Below are 14,170 nucleotides of genomic sequence, written 5' to 3' on the forward strand. Positions count from 1 at the left end.
GCCTACTCCTTGGCGACGCGTTTCATGTCCGCATCCATCATCATGCGGATCAGGGTGTCGAGGTCGGTTTTCGGTTTCCAGCCCAGCACGCGCTGGGCCTTGGCCGGATTGCCGAGCAGCACTTCGACTTCCGCAGGGCGGAAAAACGCCGGGTCGATCTTCACGTAATCCCGATAGTTGAGGCCGACGTGATCGAAGGCGATGCGGCACATCTCGCGCACGGTGGTAGTGACGCCGGTGGCGACCACAAAATCGTCGGGCTTGTCCTGTTGCAGCATCAGCCACATGGCCTCGACGTAGTCACCGGCAAAGCCCCAGTCGCGCTTGGCATCGATGTTGCCCAGGGCCAGCTCCTGCTGTTTGCCGTGTTTGATCCGGGCGGCGGCATCTGTGACCTTGCGGGTCACGAATTCGATGCCGCGCAGGGGCGATTCATGATTGAACAAAATGCCGCTGCTGGCGTGCAGGTTGAAGCTTTCGCGGTAGTTGACGGTGATCCAGTGGCCATAGAGTTTGGCCACGCCGTACGGGCTGCGCGGGTAGAACGGGGTGTTCTCGTCCTGTTGCTCGGCCTGGATCAGACCGAACATTTCGCTGGTGGATGCCTGATAGAAACGCGTGTGCGGGCTGAACTGACGGATCGCTTCGAGCAGGTGAGTCACGCCCAGGCCATCGACGATGCCGGTGGTTACCGGTTGGTCCCAGGAGGCGGCAACGAAGCTCTGGGCCGCCAGGTTATACACCTCGTCAGGCGCCGACTTGATCACCGCGCGCTGCACCGAGCAGGCATCGGCCATGTCGCCATCCAGGTAGACGATGTCCGCTTCGACGCCCATCTCCCGCAGGCGCCAGCGTGAATCGCTGCTGCGCCGTGCGACAAGGCCGTGAACCTTGTAACCCTTGTCGAGCAGCAGCTTGGCCAGATACGCCCCGTCCTGGCCGGTGATCCCGGTGATCAATGCACTTTTTGTCATTCTTGTCGTACTCGCGTCTCCCAGTCGGACAGGATCGCCCGCAGGGATTGTTGTGTAGTGATTTGCGGCGTCCATCCTGTGGTCCGGGCCAGCCGTTGGTGGCTGCCGCAGACGCGACGCTGATCCGCGCGGCGCATGCGTGCCGGATCCTGAACCAGTTGCAGCTTGACCTGGGCCAGGTCGGCCATCTGTTCGATGAGGCTGCGGATGCTTTGCTCATGGCCCGAGCAAATGTTGTAGATCTGTCCCGGCGTGCCTTTTTCCAGCAGCGCGAAATAGGCCGAGACCACATCGCCGACGTCGAGGAAATCGCGGGTGACATCAATGTCACCGACTTCCAGTTGCGGCGCTTGCAGCCCTTGCCTGATGCGGTTGATCTGCCGTGCGGCGCTGGCGATGACGAAGCTTTCTTTCTGCCCGGTGCCGATGTGATTGAACGGGCGCGCCACCAGCACCGGCCAGCCTTCGCTCAACCCCCATTGCAGACTGAGAAACTCGGCCGACAGCTTGCTGACTGCATAAGGATTGCGCGGGCAGGGTGGTTGTTGCTCGGTGATCGGCAGTGCGGTTTCTTCGACCTGGCCGTAGACATCGCCCGAGCTGACATACACAAACGTGCCCTTGAAGCCGCGGGCCTTGAGGGCCTGCAACAGGTTCAGGGTGCCGAGCAGGTTGATGTCGAAGGTACGTGCCGGATCTCGGAACGCTTCAGGGACAAAGGTCTGGCCGGCCAGATGAATCACCGCATCGGGCAGTTGCGGCCACAGGTCAATGAGGCTGTCCGGGTTTGTCAGGTCATAGGCAGAGGCGACAGGCAGCAGTTGCCACGACGCGTCTTCCTCTTGCAGACGTGACTGGATGTGTTGTCCTACGAACCCACTCAGGCCCGTGATGAACAGACTTTTTTTCAAACAGCGACCCCTTGGTCTTTAACTTTCACCACTTCCCACAGGCTTTAAGGGAATGTCCGTCAGACTGAGAGAAAATCCGGCCGAGACAAAGGGTGAAGTCATTGTTGTAGTTGTTTGGCTGCCAATCTGTGCCAATTGCGCAGCAATTTCAACCGGCCAAACCGTGACCGGTCAGTTCTCGTCAGAGTAGTCGGGTTTTTCTCGCCGGGCGGTTCCCGAAGGCGCGACGGATGTGTTTAGAATGCCCCTCGTCGCGATCCCCGGCGGCTTTTCGCAAGGATCGTGCGACAGGGTAAAACCGACCATTAAAACAAGAACGAGACGTGCCCGATGACGCAGGACGAACAGCGCTGATGCCGGTTCGATCCGACGCTCGGTCGTCATAGCGTGAAGCTGCCGGGATGGCGGTTGCACCGTGGGATGCCATGAATTTCATTCTCTACTCGGACGTCAACGACCGCTCCATCAGCCAGAGTCTGGGGCGTCCCGAATACAGCTACTACTTCGTGCTCAAGGCCTATCGCCCGGTGCTGGAAAGCCTGGGGCGGGTGCATGTGGTGTCTACCAGCGCCGAGGTTGATCCACTCTATCGGCAACTGCTCGCCGCCGGTGAAAGCAGCGTTTTCCTGTCCTTCACGCCGCCACAAAATACCCCGACCGACCTTGAATGCCCGACGATCTGCGTGATTGCATGGGAATTCGATTCGATCCCCGATGAATCATGGGACGATGATCCGCGCCACGACTGGACGCAAATGCTCGCCCGACAGGGACGGGTCATTACGCTGTCGAGCCACACCGCCCGCGCGATTCGCCGCGCCATGGGCGAGGACTTTCCGGTACTCGTGCTGCCGACGCCCTTGTGGGAAAACTTCTCCGCCATTCGTGAGCAACATGTCAGTGCGCCGATCAATCCCGGCGCGACCCTGGCCATCAAGGGCTGCATTTTCGACAGTCGCACGCTGGCGTTATCTGCCGACGATCTGTTGCCCAAGCCCCTGACTGCCGAACAACTGGCCGAAATCGAGGCGCTACGCCCACCACCGCTGACGTTCAAACGCCGCCTGGTGATTGCCCGCCATTATCTGCGTCTGTGGTGGCTGGGGGCGGGTGAAGACCGGGTGAAGTTCCTGCATCACTGGTATTGGGAAGGTGTGCAGGATCTGCTCTCGGATCGCATACACGCCTGGCTCGAGAAACGCCTGCCGGCCATTGCCGCAGCGCATGCGGTGGCCGTAGCCGAGCCACCGCCGCTGGATCTGCCGGACACGTCCTCGGTGGTCGAGGTCACGGTAGAAGGCGTGATCTACGTGACCGTGTTCAACCCCAGGGACGGCCGCAAGAACTGGCATCATCTGGTCACCGCTTTCTGCTGGGCCTTTCGCGAAACGCCTGACGCGACGCTGGTGCTGAAAATCACCCAGAACGATCTGGCGTCCTACTACAGCGAACTGATGACCCTGCTCGCACAACTGACACCGTTCGCCTGCCGGGTGCTGGTGATGCACGGTTATCTGGACGATGCGCAATACGCGCGGCTTTACCAGGCCGCCAGTTTTTACGTCAACGCTTCACGCTGCGAAGGCCTGTGCCTGCCGTTGATGGAATTCATGTCCAGCGGCAAACCGGTGATCGCCCCGGATCACACGGCCATGGAAGACTACATCGACGACACCGTGGCCTTCGTCGTCCGATCCAGCGAAGAGCTGACGATCTGGCCCCAGGACACCCGCATCATCTACCGCACTTTGCGCTATCGGCCGGACTGGTCTTCGCTCATAAGCGCCTATGAGAACAGCTACCGGATGGCCAAGGCGCAGCCGCAGGAGTACGCGCGGATGTCTGCCGCTGCTGTCGAGCGCATGCACGACTACTGCGCGTTTGCCCCAGTGCAGCAGCGCATGGCGGACTTTTTCGGCCTCGCGCCACTGACCGTCGATGCCGCCCCCGTGACGGACAACGCCTCATGCTGATCATCATTCATTCGGAAACCAACCAGCACACCATTGCGCAGAACCTCGGTCGTTCGGAGTACAGCTATTACTTCGTGCTCAAGGAATACCGGCCGGTGCTCGAACGCCTTGGGCGTGTGGTGGAAGTCGTCGATCCGGCGCGCGAAGTCGATGCGCTGTACCTGGAGTGCCTGTCCCGTGGCGAGCCCTGCGTGTTCCTCTCGTTCTCGCCGCCGCACCGCACGCCGATCCACCTGGCGTGCCCGACGCTGCCGGTGTTCGCCTGGGAGTTCAGCACCATCCCCAATGAACCCTTCGACAACGAGCCTCGCAATGACTGGCGCACGGTGCTCCGGGCCTGCGGCGCGGCGATCACCCATTCCAGCTACACGGTCAACGCCGTGCGCGAGGCCATGGGCGCCGATTACCCGATTGTCGCGGTGCCGGCGCCGGTGTGGGATCGCTTTGCAGCCCGGGGCGCGCAGCTTCAGGGGCAGCCCTCGACAGGGCCGGTGCGCCTGACGATCAAAGGGCTGGTCGCCGACAGTCGTCAGCTCGATCTCAATGCGTTCGGCCCGAAACACCTGCGCCGTGGCAAGGGCATCGATTTCCAGGCACCGGTGCGCGAGCAGGAGTTGCTGCTGGACGGTGTCGTCTACACGTCGGTGTTCAATCCCGGTGACGGACGCAAGAACTGGGAAGACATGCTCAGCGCCTTCTGCGTGACGTTCCGCGACGTCGAAGACGCGACGCTGGTACTCAAGCTCACGCATCACGATGCCGAAGAAGCGCTCAGCGACATTCTTCATCACCTGTATAAAAACCAGACCTACCGCTGCCGCATCGTGCTGATTTACGGCTACCTCGCGGACGCCGACTACGAGCGTCTGGTGCAGGCCACCCGTTACGTGGTCAACACTTCCTACGGCGAGGGCCAGTGCCTGCCGCTGATGGAATTCATGTCCTGCGGCAAACCGGCCGTGGCGCCGCGTACCACGGCGATGATCGATTACCTGAGCACCGACAACGCCTTTTTGGTCGAGTCCACCGATGAACTCACGGCCTGGCCTCACGACCCGCGCAGGGCATTCCGCACGTTGCGTTACATGACCAACTGGGCATCGGTCTGCGTGGCTTATCGCGACAGCTATGAGGTGGCGAAGAACGATCCCGGGCGTTATGCGCAAATGTCGGCGCAAGCCGTTGCCAGTCTCCAGGCGTTCTGCAGTCAGGCGGTGGCCGAGCAGCGTTTGCGCGATTTTCTCGCTCAAGTGCACGAGCTCCGCGCTATCGCTGCAACGGAAGCCACGGGCGCATGATCCGCGCATGGCTGAGGCGTTTGCGTCGGGTTGCGCCATCGGTGCCGGACTCTCTGCCGGATCCTGTGTCCGTCAGCGTGTCGCCGCGGGACGTCGGCCTGCACGATGCCATGCTCGACGGCTGGTTTCACGGCGACAGTGGCGAGTTGCTCAAGGGCTTTGCCATTGACGCGGACGACACCCTGCTCGACGTGGGGTGCGGTGAGGGCGTGGCGACATTGTTCGCCGTGCGCCAGGGGGCCTCGGTGATCTTCACCGACAGCGAACACGACAAGGTGCGCGACCTCGCCCGACAAGTCGAGGCGCAGAGCCGCAAGGCCAGTCTCGGCCTGGTCAGCAACAGCCTGCCACTGCCACTGAGCGATGGCTGTGCGAGCAAGGTTGTGTGCATGGAAGTGCTGGAGCACATCGATCAGCCCGAGCCGTTCATGGCCGAGCTGGTACGCATGGGTCGTCCCGGTGCGCTGTACCTGCTCAGTGTCCCGGCGCCGGTGGGTGAGCATTTGCAGCAGGGCATTGCCCCGGCGGGTTATTACCAGTCACCCAATCATGTGCAGATCTTTACCCCGGAGCGCTTCGCGGCACTGGTGGAGGATGCCGGTCTGGTGATCGAGCATCGTCAGGCCACGGGGTTTTTCTGGGTGATGGGCATGATTTTTTTCTGGGCCAGCGAACGGGCTGCCGGGCGTGACCTCGGGGGGGCCGTGCGCGACCGGATCCAGGCGCCGTATCCACCGTTGATGGAGAGTTGGGCCAGAACCTGGCAGGACTTGCTGGCGCAGCCAGACGGATTGGCGATCAAGCAGATACTCGACCGATTCATGCCCAAGAGTCAGGTAATCATCGCCCGCAAACCGCTCGATGCAGGACGAGTGTCATGAGCGGCAAGCGGATCATGGACATCGAAGTGCTGCGTGCTATTGCGGTACTCGGCGTGCTGTTTCATCACTTGCAGGGCAGCCTGTTCACCGACCCGGTGCCGCTGCTTGAAAGGATCCATGCCTGGGCGCAGCCATGGTGGGGCGTTGACCTGTTTTTTGCGATCTCGGGGTTTGTCATCGCCCGCAGCCTGATTCCGGCGCTGCGCGGTTGCAGCAACCGCCGGGAATACTGGGAGCAGACGCGCAATTTCTGGCTGCGTCGGGCGTTTCGTCTGTTGCCCTCGGCCTGGCTATGGCTGGCGCTGATGCTGCTGGCGTGCGTGTTTCTCAATCGATCAGGGGCGTTCGGCACGTGGTCCGCCAACGTCCAGGCCACGTTGGCCGGGGTGCTGCAGTACGCCAACTTCCGCTTTGCCGATGCGTTCTTTCATTACGAATACGGCAGCAGTTTCGTCTACTGGAGTCTGGCGCTGGAAGAGCAGTTCTACCTGCTGTTCCCGCTAGTGATCCTGCTGTGCCGCAAGCACCTGGTGTGGGCATTGCTGGCACTGGTGGCGGTGCAGTTGTTCACGGTGCGTACGCCGCTGCTGATGGTGATTCGCACGGATGCGCTGGCGTTGGGCGTGCTGTTGGCGATGTGGAGCGTGCAGCCGGGTTACTGCCGTTGGCAGCCGGTATTCCTGCGTCGGCCATGGGCCGGAGTGTTGGCGCTGATCGGCCTCGCAGCGCTGCTGAGCTTCATGGCCACCGACCGTTTCACTTTTGCCGGTTACCGCATCGGGTCTATCGCCGTGCTCAGCGCCGTTCTGGTGTGGATTGCTTCGTACGACCGCAATTACCTGCTGCCGGCCGGCAGGCTGCAACGACTGATGGCCTGGATCGGCAGCCGCTCCTACGGCATTTACCTGATCCACATCCCGGCCTATCAACTGGTGCGGGAACTGACCTTTCGTTTGCAGAGCGCCGATCTTCCGAGCCCGGCGGGGCATCCGATCGTGACGCTGCTGATTGCCGGTGGCCTGATCGTGCTGCTCAGCGAACTCAATTACCGCTTGATCGAAATGCCCATGCGCAATCGAGGCGCCACGCTGGTGAAACGCCTCGGCACCTCGCGAACCGTCGTCTCGTCCCCTGGAGCCACCTCATGCTGAGCCTTTTGAAAAAACTCACGGCGGCTCCGGCCCCCGCACACGCTGTCGCACCGGTCGCCGACAAGGTCGACCCTTACATGCTCGGCCTGCACGACGCGATGCTCAGCGGCTGGTTCAACCAGCAAACCGGTGAGCTGTTCAAAGGCTTCCCGGTGACCGCCGATGACACCTTGCTCGACGTTGGCTGCGGCGACGGTGGCAACGTGCATTTCTGCGGCATGCGCGGGGCGAAGATCATCATTGCCGACATCGACGGCGCCAAGGTCGAGGCGACCCGCCAGCGCCTGAGCGATACGCCGGCGCGCAGCGTCGAATGCCACGTGACCGACTGTAATCCGCTGCCGATCGCCGATGGCACGGCCACTCGCGTGGTGTCCACGGAAGTCATCGAGCACGTCGACGACCCGGCGCAGTTCCTTGCCGAGCTGGTACGTGTCGGCCAGTCGGGCGCGCTGTATTTGCTGAGCGTGCCGCACCCCAGCTCCGAAGACCTGCAAAAGGACATTGCCGCGCCGGAGTATTTCCAGAAGCCCAACCACATTCGCATCATCAGCGAAGAGCAGTTCAAGGCGATGGTCAGCGAGGCGGGACTCGAGATCATCAGCCATAGCCAGTACGGCTTTTACTGGTCAATGTGGATGATGCTGTTCTGGGAAGCCAAGGTCGAATTCAGCAACCCGGATCATCCGCTGCTCAACCATTGGGCCGATACCTGGCAAGCGGTGCTCGACTCGCCGCGCGGCGCGCAGATCAAGCAGGCGCTGGATGCGGTGGTGGCGAAAAGTCAGGTCATCATTGCCCGCAAGCCCTGAGCGCTTTTGTGTAACCTTGCAGCCTGATGTCTCAGGGATCTGCAAGGTATGCGCTTTATCATCGGGTGGTCAGCCCTGGTGGCTGTGTTGTTGCTGTGTGCTTGTGAACGACAGGACGCAGTGCCGCTCGACCAGCAGCTTTACGTCTGGCAACGGCAATGGACGCCGGCCCATGAACCTGCGCTGAACGACAGTCGCAGCGACTTTTCGACGTTGCGGGTCTTGGCGTTGCAGGCTTTCCCGAATGCCGGATGGAGCCGGGCACGCATCGATACCGAGTTGCTGAAACGCGATGCCCGGCCGTTGATCGCGGTGATTCGCCTCGACGGCCAGCTCAAGGCGCTCGACCCGCAAGCGGTTACGGCGCAAATCCTTCAAGTACTAGCCGACTGGCAAGGGCAGGGACTGACCCTGAGTGGCGTCGAGATCGACCATGACGCCGGCAGTGCCCGACTGTCCGCTTACACCGAATTCCTCACCCACTTGCGCGACGCATTGCCGGCCAATCTGCGCCTGAGCATCACTGCGTTACCTGCCTGGCTCGACAGCCCGCAGTTGCCGGCGCTGCTGGCGACCGTCGACAGCAGTGTGTTGCAGGTGCATGCCGTCAGCGATCCGCGTCGCGGTCTGTTCGATCCCGAGCAGGCGCGGCGCTGGGCCAAGGCCTGGGGGCGGGTGACCGACAAACCGTTTTATCTGGCGCTGCCGGCTTATGGCGTGGCGCTATTGCCGGATGTCGATGGCGCCCCGGTGGTGGAAAGCGAAGTGCCGCTCGAGCGCGGTGGCCAGCGGCGCGAATTGCTCGCCGATCCGCAACAACTGGGCCGGCTGGCCATTGAACTTCGCGAGGATCGCCCGGCGCACCTGGCCGGTCTGATCTGGTTTCGCCTGCCGTTGGCCAACGACCGCAGAGCCTGGAGCCTGAGCACGCTGCGTGCGGTCGCCCGAGGCGATGCATTGAGCAGCCAGCTCGGCCTCACGTTCACCAATCAGAATGGCCTGCAAGACATCGCCCTGCGTAATGTCGGTAACCTCGACAGCGCCTGGCCCGCCCGCATCACCCTCAAGGCCCGGGGCTGCGAAGGGGCTGACGCGCTCGCCGGTTATGCGTTGCAACAGACGGCGGATCTGCTTACCTTCACCCGCCTGCGCGACGGCCGCCTGCCGGCGGGCGGGCAGCGGGCGATCGGTTGGGCACGCTGCGCAAATATTGATCAAGGAGGTTCGCATGTTGACCCGTAACTGGCCCCGCCATCTGCTTTACCTGAGCCTCAGCCTGCCGCTGGGCTCGGCGCTGGCCTGCGGCCCGGATTTTCCGATGCGTCTGCTCGATGATCGTGGGCAATCACTGGCGGAACTGCCGGAGGGCAACTTCAGATTCGAGATCAGTCGCCTCGGCAAAACCATTGCCGGGCTGAAGAACGTTACCGCCACCACCCACAATCCGGATGACATCTACGCCGAGGCGCCAGATCCCGCCGAGGTGCGCGACAAGGCCGAGCAGATCGGCCTGACCCCTGAACAGCAAGCGCTGGTCAAACAACTGCGCGGCCTGACCGATGCGCATCAGGTTGACGTGCAGGGCGCGAGCCTGCCGGCGGAACTGCGTCTGTATGTGGCGGGCGCGGTGGCGTTCGGCGCCGGTGACCATCAACTGGCGGTCGAGTATTTCCGTCAGTTGCTGGCGCTGCCGGCCGATCAGCGGGCGTTACGCAGCACCTGGGCTGCCTATTCTCTGGGCCGGGCGTTCTTTGCCATGAGCAGCGAAGCGGGCGATGCGCTTGAAGCCTGGGAAAACGCTATCGACGCGTTCCGCCAGACGCGGCAACTGAGCATCGACGGTTTCAGCGATCCGCTGGAACTGGGTGTGGCCAGCCTTGGCGAAGAGGCGCGGGCGCTGCGCATGGCGGGTGACTGGAACAACGCCATCAAGCTGTATGCCGCGCAGAACCTGCATGGCTCGAACGTCGGTTACACCTCGCTGAAGCAGTTGATGAACGAACTGGCCGAGGAGCCCGAAGATCGGCTGGCGAAATTGCTGCGCCGCGAAGCCGTGCAGCAACTGGTGACCGCCTCGCTGATTAGCCGCATTGGCTGGTCGTTCGGCGATGAACCGCCGAACGAGAAGAAGCTGGTCAAGGCGCTGCAAGCGAGTACCCGAGGCAGCCTCGACAACGCTGATCGCCTGGCGGCGATGAATTATCAGCAAGGCGATTACGCCAGCGCCAAGGCGTTCCTCGAACACGCGGGCGACAGCGGTCTGGCGTGGTGGCTGCGGGCAAAACTGGCGGTGCGCGATGGCGACAGGAACGCGGCAGCTGCGGCCTATGCGAAAGCTGCGCAAGCGTTCCCGCAGGACGAATCCTGGGGCGAGCGGCGCACCGCCGACTGGAATCTCGAAACCGTGCAGCCCAAATGCCGGGTCGAAGGTGAAAGCGCAATTCTTGCGCTGCAACGTGGCGAGTACCTGCAGGCCTTCGACCAGTTGTATCGCAGCCAGCATATTTACTGGTTCGACGCCGCGACCGTGGCCGAGCGAGTGCTGACGGTCGATGAGCTGAAAAACTATGTCGATACCAACGTCCCGGCACCGCCCGCGCTGAGCCAGCAGGATCGCGACAATTACGTGCCGCTGCCAGTGGCCGCCAGCCTGCGCAATCTGCTGGGTCGGCGCCTGTTGCGTGAGGGGCATTACGAAGAAGCGGTCGGTTATTTCGACAATGCTGATCTGCAGAACAAGGCCCGGCTCTATGGCCAGCAACGCCTCAAGGCCGACTCGGCTTGGTGGCCGACCAAGCGTGCCAGCGCGCTGTTCAATGCCGCGTGGACGGCCCGTGAGTGGGGCATGGACATCCTGGGCTATGAAATGGCTCCGGATTACGCGACCTTCGGCGGCAACTACAGCCTGGAAAATACCGAGCTGAAAGTCGGCCCGCTGGTCAGCGAAGCCGAAGTGCAGCGTCAGAAGACCAGTGAAGCGCAGCCGGATGAGCGTTTTCACTATCGGTTTGTCGCCACGGCGCTGGCCAGCCGGGCGGCGGATAATCTGCCGCACACCAGTCAGGCGTTCGCCGCCGTGTTGTGCTCGGCGGCGGGCTGGAACAGCAGCCTGGAAGAGCAGAGCGCCTTGTACAAACGCTATGTCGACGAAGGGCCGTACGTGCCGTGGGCCGTAGATTTCGGCCATCAGTGTCCTTATCCGGACTTCGAAAGTGCCGACAAGCGCTACGTCACTCAGGTGACCGACTCGGTGCGTTCGACACTGCGGCCGTACAAGTGGCCGGTTCAGATCGGAGCGATCGTGGCCCTCACCGCTGTGGCGTTCTTGCTGATCACCCGCCGCCAGCGCAAGGCTCGCAAAACCTAAGCCTGCTGGACAAACGTCAGGCGCACGGCGAAGCCGATCAACAGGCTGCCGAACAGCCACTGTTGCACCCGTTGGGCCGTCGGGTTGTGCTTCAGCCAGCGGCCCAGCGCGGCGCCGGTCAGGGCGTAGGCGCTGTCGAACAACAGACCGGCGCCCACCAGCATCGCGCCAAGCGCGGCGAATTGCGTCAGCACCGGTGCGCCATTTGCCACGATGAACTGCGGCAGCAACACCGAGCAGAACAGCAACGCTTTCGGGTTGAGCAGGTTGGTCAACAGGCCGCGACGGATGGCGGCGTACCACTGCGCATGACTGTCCGTGAGGGTGCCGGCGTTCAGATCCGGCAGCAACGTAGTGCGCAGGCATTGAATACCAATCCACAGCAAATACGCCGCCCCGGCGATTCGCACGGCATCGAACGTCCACGGCGCCGCCTTGAACAGCGCCGCCAGCCCCAATGCCGCGAGCGCTACATGACAGCCTCGGGCAACGGCCAGGCCCACCGCCGTGGCCAGCGCTACGCCGCGACCCTGGCGGGCGCCGGTCTGCAACAGCAGGATCATGTCCGGGCCGGGCAACAGAAAGACCACTGCCAGCGCCAGGAAAAACAGCCAGAGACTAGCCATGTCGCACCCCTTCGTCGTCGATTCGGTCGCCTCAGTTTAGAGCCGAAGGGCAGGGCAGGTGGTTGCGTAGTCAGCTTCTAAAGGCCTCTGAATTGGCATAATCTGCGCTCCTTCACCGCCTAAGCCATCAGGATCTGCCAGCCATGAAACTGGATGCCTTTGATCGCAAGATTCTCGCCGCGCTGCAACGGGACGGGCGCCTGAGCAATGTGCAGCTGGCTGACGAAATCGGTCTGTCGGCATCGCCGTGCCTGCGCCGGGTGCGGATGCTGGAGGAGGCCGGGGTGATTCGCGGTTATCAGGCCAATCTGGATCGTGATGAAGTGGGGTTGGGGCTGACGGTGTTTGTCGGGGTCAAGGTCGAGCGGCACAACGACGAACAGGCCGAGGCATTCCACCGGGCGGTGACGGCATTGCCGGAGGTTATTTCCGCGTTTCTGGTGTCCGGGGAATCGGACTTTCTGCTGCAAGTGGTGGTGCCGGATCTGCGCGCCTATGACCGCTTTCTCACCGGGTGCCTGTTGAAGCTGCCGGGGGTGAGCGATATCCGCAGCAATTTTGCGATCCACACGGTGAAGACGCCCGGCGCGTTGCCGCTGGGGCATCTGCCGTCCTGATACTTCCCGCATTGCGCGGGAAGTATTCGCACAGTGCTTACATCTGCGTCGCCATCCCCTCGACATTCATTGCCGCCTGACGCAACGCTTCGGAGCGGGTTGGATGCGGGTGGCAGGTCAGCGCGATGTCCTCGGCCGAGGCGCTGAACTCCATGGCCACGCAGAACTCGCCGATCATTTCGCTGACGCTCGGGCCGACCAGGTGCACGCCGAGGACTTCGTCGGTGCGCTCATCGGCGATGACTTTGGCGAAGCCTTCGGTCTCGTGATTGATCTTCGCCCGGCTGTTGGCGGTGAACGGGAATTTGCCGACCTTGTACGCCCGGCCTTCGGCCTTCAGCTGCTCTTCGGTCTTGCCGACGCTGGCCAGCTCGGGGCGGGTGTAGATCACGTTGGGAATCAGGTCGTAATTGACCTCGCCGGCCTTGCCGACGATCTGTTCGATGCAGGCCATGGCTTCGTCTTCGGCCTTGTGCGCGAGCATCGGCCCGGAGGTCACGTCACCGATCACCCACACGCCAGGCGCTTCAGTGCGATGCTGTTTATTGGCGAGCATGCCGCGTTTGTCGGTGCTCAGGCCGACGTTTTCCAGGCCCAGGCCCTGGGTGTATGGACGACGACCGATGGCCACCAGAACGTAATCGGCTTCAAGGATTTCCGCGCTGCCGCCAGCGGCGGGCTCGACGCTGAGTTGTACGCCGTTGGCCGATGAAGTGGCACTGGTCACTTTCGAGCTCAGCTTGAAGCTGATCCCCTGTTTGCTCAGCGAACGTTGCAGGGTCTTGCCGGCTTCGCCGTCGACGCCGGGGCAGATGCGGTCGAGGTATTCCACTACGGTCACCTGCGCGCCGAGCCGGCGCCAGACCGAGCCGAGTTCGAGACCGATTACGCCAGCGCCGATCACCACCAGATGCTTGGGCACTTCGCTCAAGGACAGCGCACCGGTCGAGTCGAGGATGCGCTTGTTGTCGATCTCCACACCGGGCAGGGGAGTGGGCTCGGAGCCGGTGGCGATGACGATGTCTTTTGCGGTGAGCTCGATCCTGCTGCCCTGATCGCCGGTCACGCTGACTTTTCCGGGGCCGTCGATGTGGCCCCAGCCTTTGATCCAGTCGACCTTGTTCTTGCGGAACAGGAACTCGATGCCTTTGGTCAGGCCGCTCACGCTTTCGTCTTTCTGCTTCATCATTTGCGCAAGGTTGAGCGTGGGTTTGACTTCGATGCCGAGGTTGGCGAACTCCGCTCCCAGGGCCGCTTCGTAGAGCTCTGACGCATGCAAAAGCGCCTTGGACGGCATGCAGCCGACGTTCAGGCAGGTACCACCCAGCGTGGCGCGACCCTCGACGCACGCGGCCTTGAGGCCCAGCTGGCCGGCGCGGATCGCTGCGTTATAACCGCCGGGGCCACCGCCCAGAATCACCACGTCATAGTTGCTCATGCTCTTGCTCCTGGCTGAAGGATGCGGATCAGTAAAAGTAGTTCGTGCTAAAAATTACGAACGTAATATGAGCGTTTCCCGACATTTCGGTCAAGGCTTCAGGCAAGCGACAGGTTGCGCAT

12 protein-coding genes are annotated in these 14,170 nt (G+C 62.4%); 8 read left to right on the plus strand and 4 right to left on the minus strand.

Features of this window, described 5'->3' with window-relative positions:
* Positions 1-2: 2 nt before the first annotated feature.
* Positions 3-974 carry a GDP-mannose 4,6-dehydratase gene (gmd, locus tag CAF77_RS00610; RefSeq protein ID WP_064379679.1) on the minus strand — a complete coding sequence of 324 codons (972 nt, stop codon included), beginning with the start codon at positions 972-974 and terminating at the stop codon, positions 3-5.
* The gene (locus CAF77_RS00615) at positions 971-1,885 is read right to left on the minus strand and encodes a GDP-mannose 4,6-dehydratase (RefSeq protein ID WP_085653913.1); all 915 of its coding nucleotides are present in this window, start codon (positions 1,883-1,885) and stop codon (positions 971-973) included. Before CAF77_RS00615 ends, gmd begins: the two co-directional genes overlap by 4 nt.
* Before the next feature lie 425 nt (positions 1,886-2,310).
* Here CAF77_RS00615 and CAF77_RS00620 point away from each other — a divergent pair, with 425 nt between their 5' ends.
* Genes CAF77_RS00620 through CAF77_RS00650 form a run of 7 tightly spaced genes read left to right on the plus strand, consistent with a single transcriptional unit; the run spans position 2,311 to position 11,367 of the window.
* Positions 2,311-3,858 (plus strand): glycosyltransferase, encoded by a 1,548-nt coding sequence (locus CAF77_RS00620; RefSeq protein ID WP_256576090.1) that lies wholly within the window; start codon positions 2,311-2,313, stop codon positions 3,856-3,858.
* Positions 3,852-5,156, plus strand: coding sequence for a glycosyltransferase (locus CAF77_RS00625; protein WP_085653915.1), 1,305 nt, complete (start codon positions 3,852-3,854; stop codon positions 5,154-5,156). The genes CAF77_RS00620 and CAF77_RS00625 overlap by 7 nt, the downstream gene beginning before the upstream one ends.
* Complete coding sequence (locus CAF77_RS00630) at positions 5,153-6,037, plus strand: class I SAM-dependent methyltransferase (protein WP_085653916.1); 885 nt, start codon at positions 5,153-5,155, stop codon at positions 6,035-6,037. Before CAF77_RS00625 ends, CAF77_RS00630 begins: the two co-directional genes overlap by 4 nt.
* Positions 6,034-7,188, plus strand: coding sequence for an acyltransferase (locus CAF77_RS00635; protein ID WP_085653917.1), 1,155 nt, complete (start codon positions 6,034-6,036; stop codon positions 7,186-7,188). The genes CAF77_RS00630 and CAF77_RS00635 overlap by 4 nt, the downstream gene beginning before the upstream one ends.
* Entirely contained in the window at positions 7,182-8,000 is an 819-nt protein-coding gene (locus tag CAF77_RS00640) for a class I SAM-dependent methyltransferase (protein WP_085612457.1), read from the plus strand. Before CAF77_RS00635 ends, CAF77_RS00640 begins: the two co-directional genes overlap by 7 nt.
* Before the next feature lie 48 nt (positions 8,001-8,048).
* Positions 8,049-9,242, plus strand: a complete 1,194-nt coding sequence (locus CAF77_RS00645; RefSeq protein ID WP_085653918.1) for a DUF3142 domain-containing protein — start codon at positions 8,049-8,051, stop codon at positions 9,240-9,242.
* On the plus strand, positions 9,229-11,367 hold the full coding sequence (locus CAF77_RS00650) for a hypothetical protein (RefSeq protein ID WP_085653919.1): 2,139 nt from the start codon (positions 9,229-9,231) through the stop codon (positions 11,365-11,367). Before CAF77_RS00645 ends, CAF77_RS00650 begins: the two co-directional genes overlap by 14 nt.
* Here CAF77_RS00650 and CAF77_RS00655 read toward each other — a convergent pair.
* Positions 11,364-11,993, minus strand: coding sequence for a LysE family translocator (locus tag CAF77_RS00655; protein WP_085653920.1), 630 nt, complete (start codon positions 11,991-11,993; stop codon positions 11,364-11,366). The two genes, CAF77_RS00650 and CAF77_RS00655, sit on opposite strands and share 4 nt — an antisense overlap.
* Before the next feature lie 143 nt (positions 11,994-12,136).
* On the opposite strand from CAF77_RS00655, the gene CAF77_RS00660 reads away from it, so the two are divergent.
* Complete coding sequence (locus CAF77_RS00660) at positions 12,137-12,610, plus strand: Lrp/AsnC family transcriptional regulator (RefSeq protein WP_007954205.1); 474 nt, start codon at positions 12,137-12,139, stop codon at positions 12,608-12,610.
* 37 nt (positions 12,611-12,647) lie between these two features.
* On the opposite strand, the gene lpdA is transcribed toward CAF77_RS00660, so the two are convergent.
* Positions 12,648-14,048, minus strand: coding sequence for a dihydrolipoyl dehydrogenase (gene lpdA / locus CAF77_RS00665; protein WP_011336663.1), 1,401 nt, complete (start codon positions 14,046-14,048; stop codon positions 12,648-12,650).
* Positions 14,049-14,170: the final 122 nt, after the last annotated feature.

Source organism: Pseudomonas sp. R15(2017) (assembly GCF_002112685.1).
Classification (GTDB): domain Bacteria; phylum Pseudomonadota; class Gammaproteobacteria; order Pseudomonadales; family Pseudomonadaceae; genus Aquipseudomonas; species Aquipseudomonas glycinae.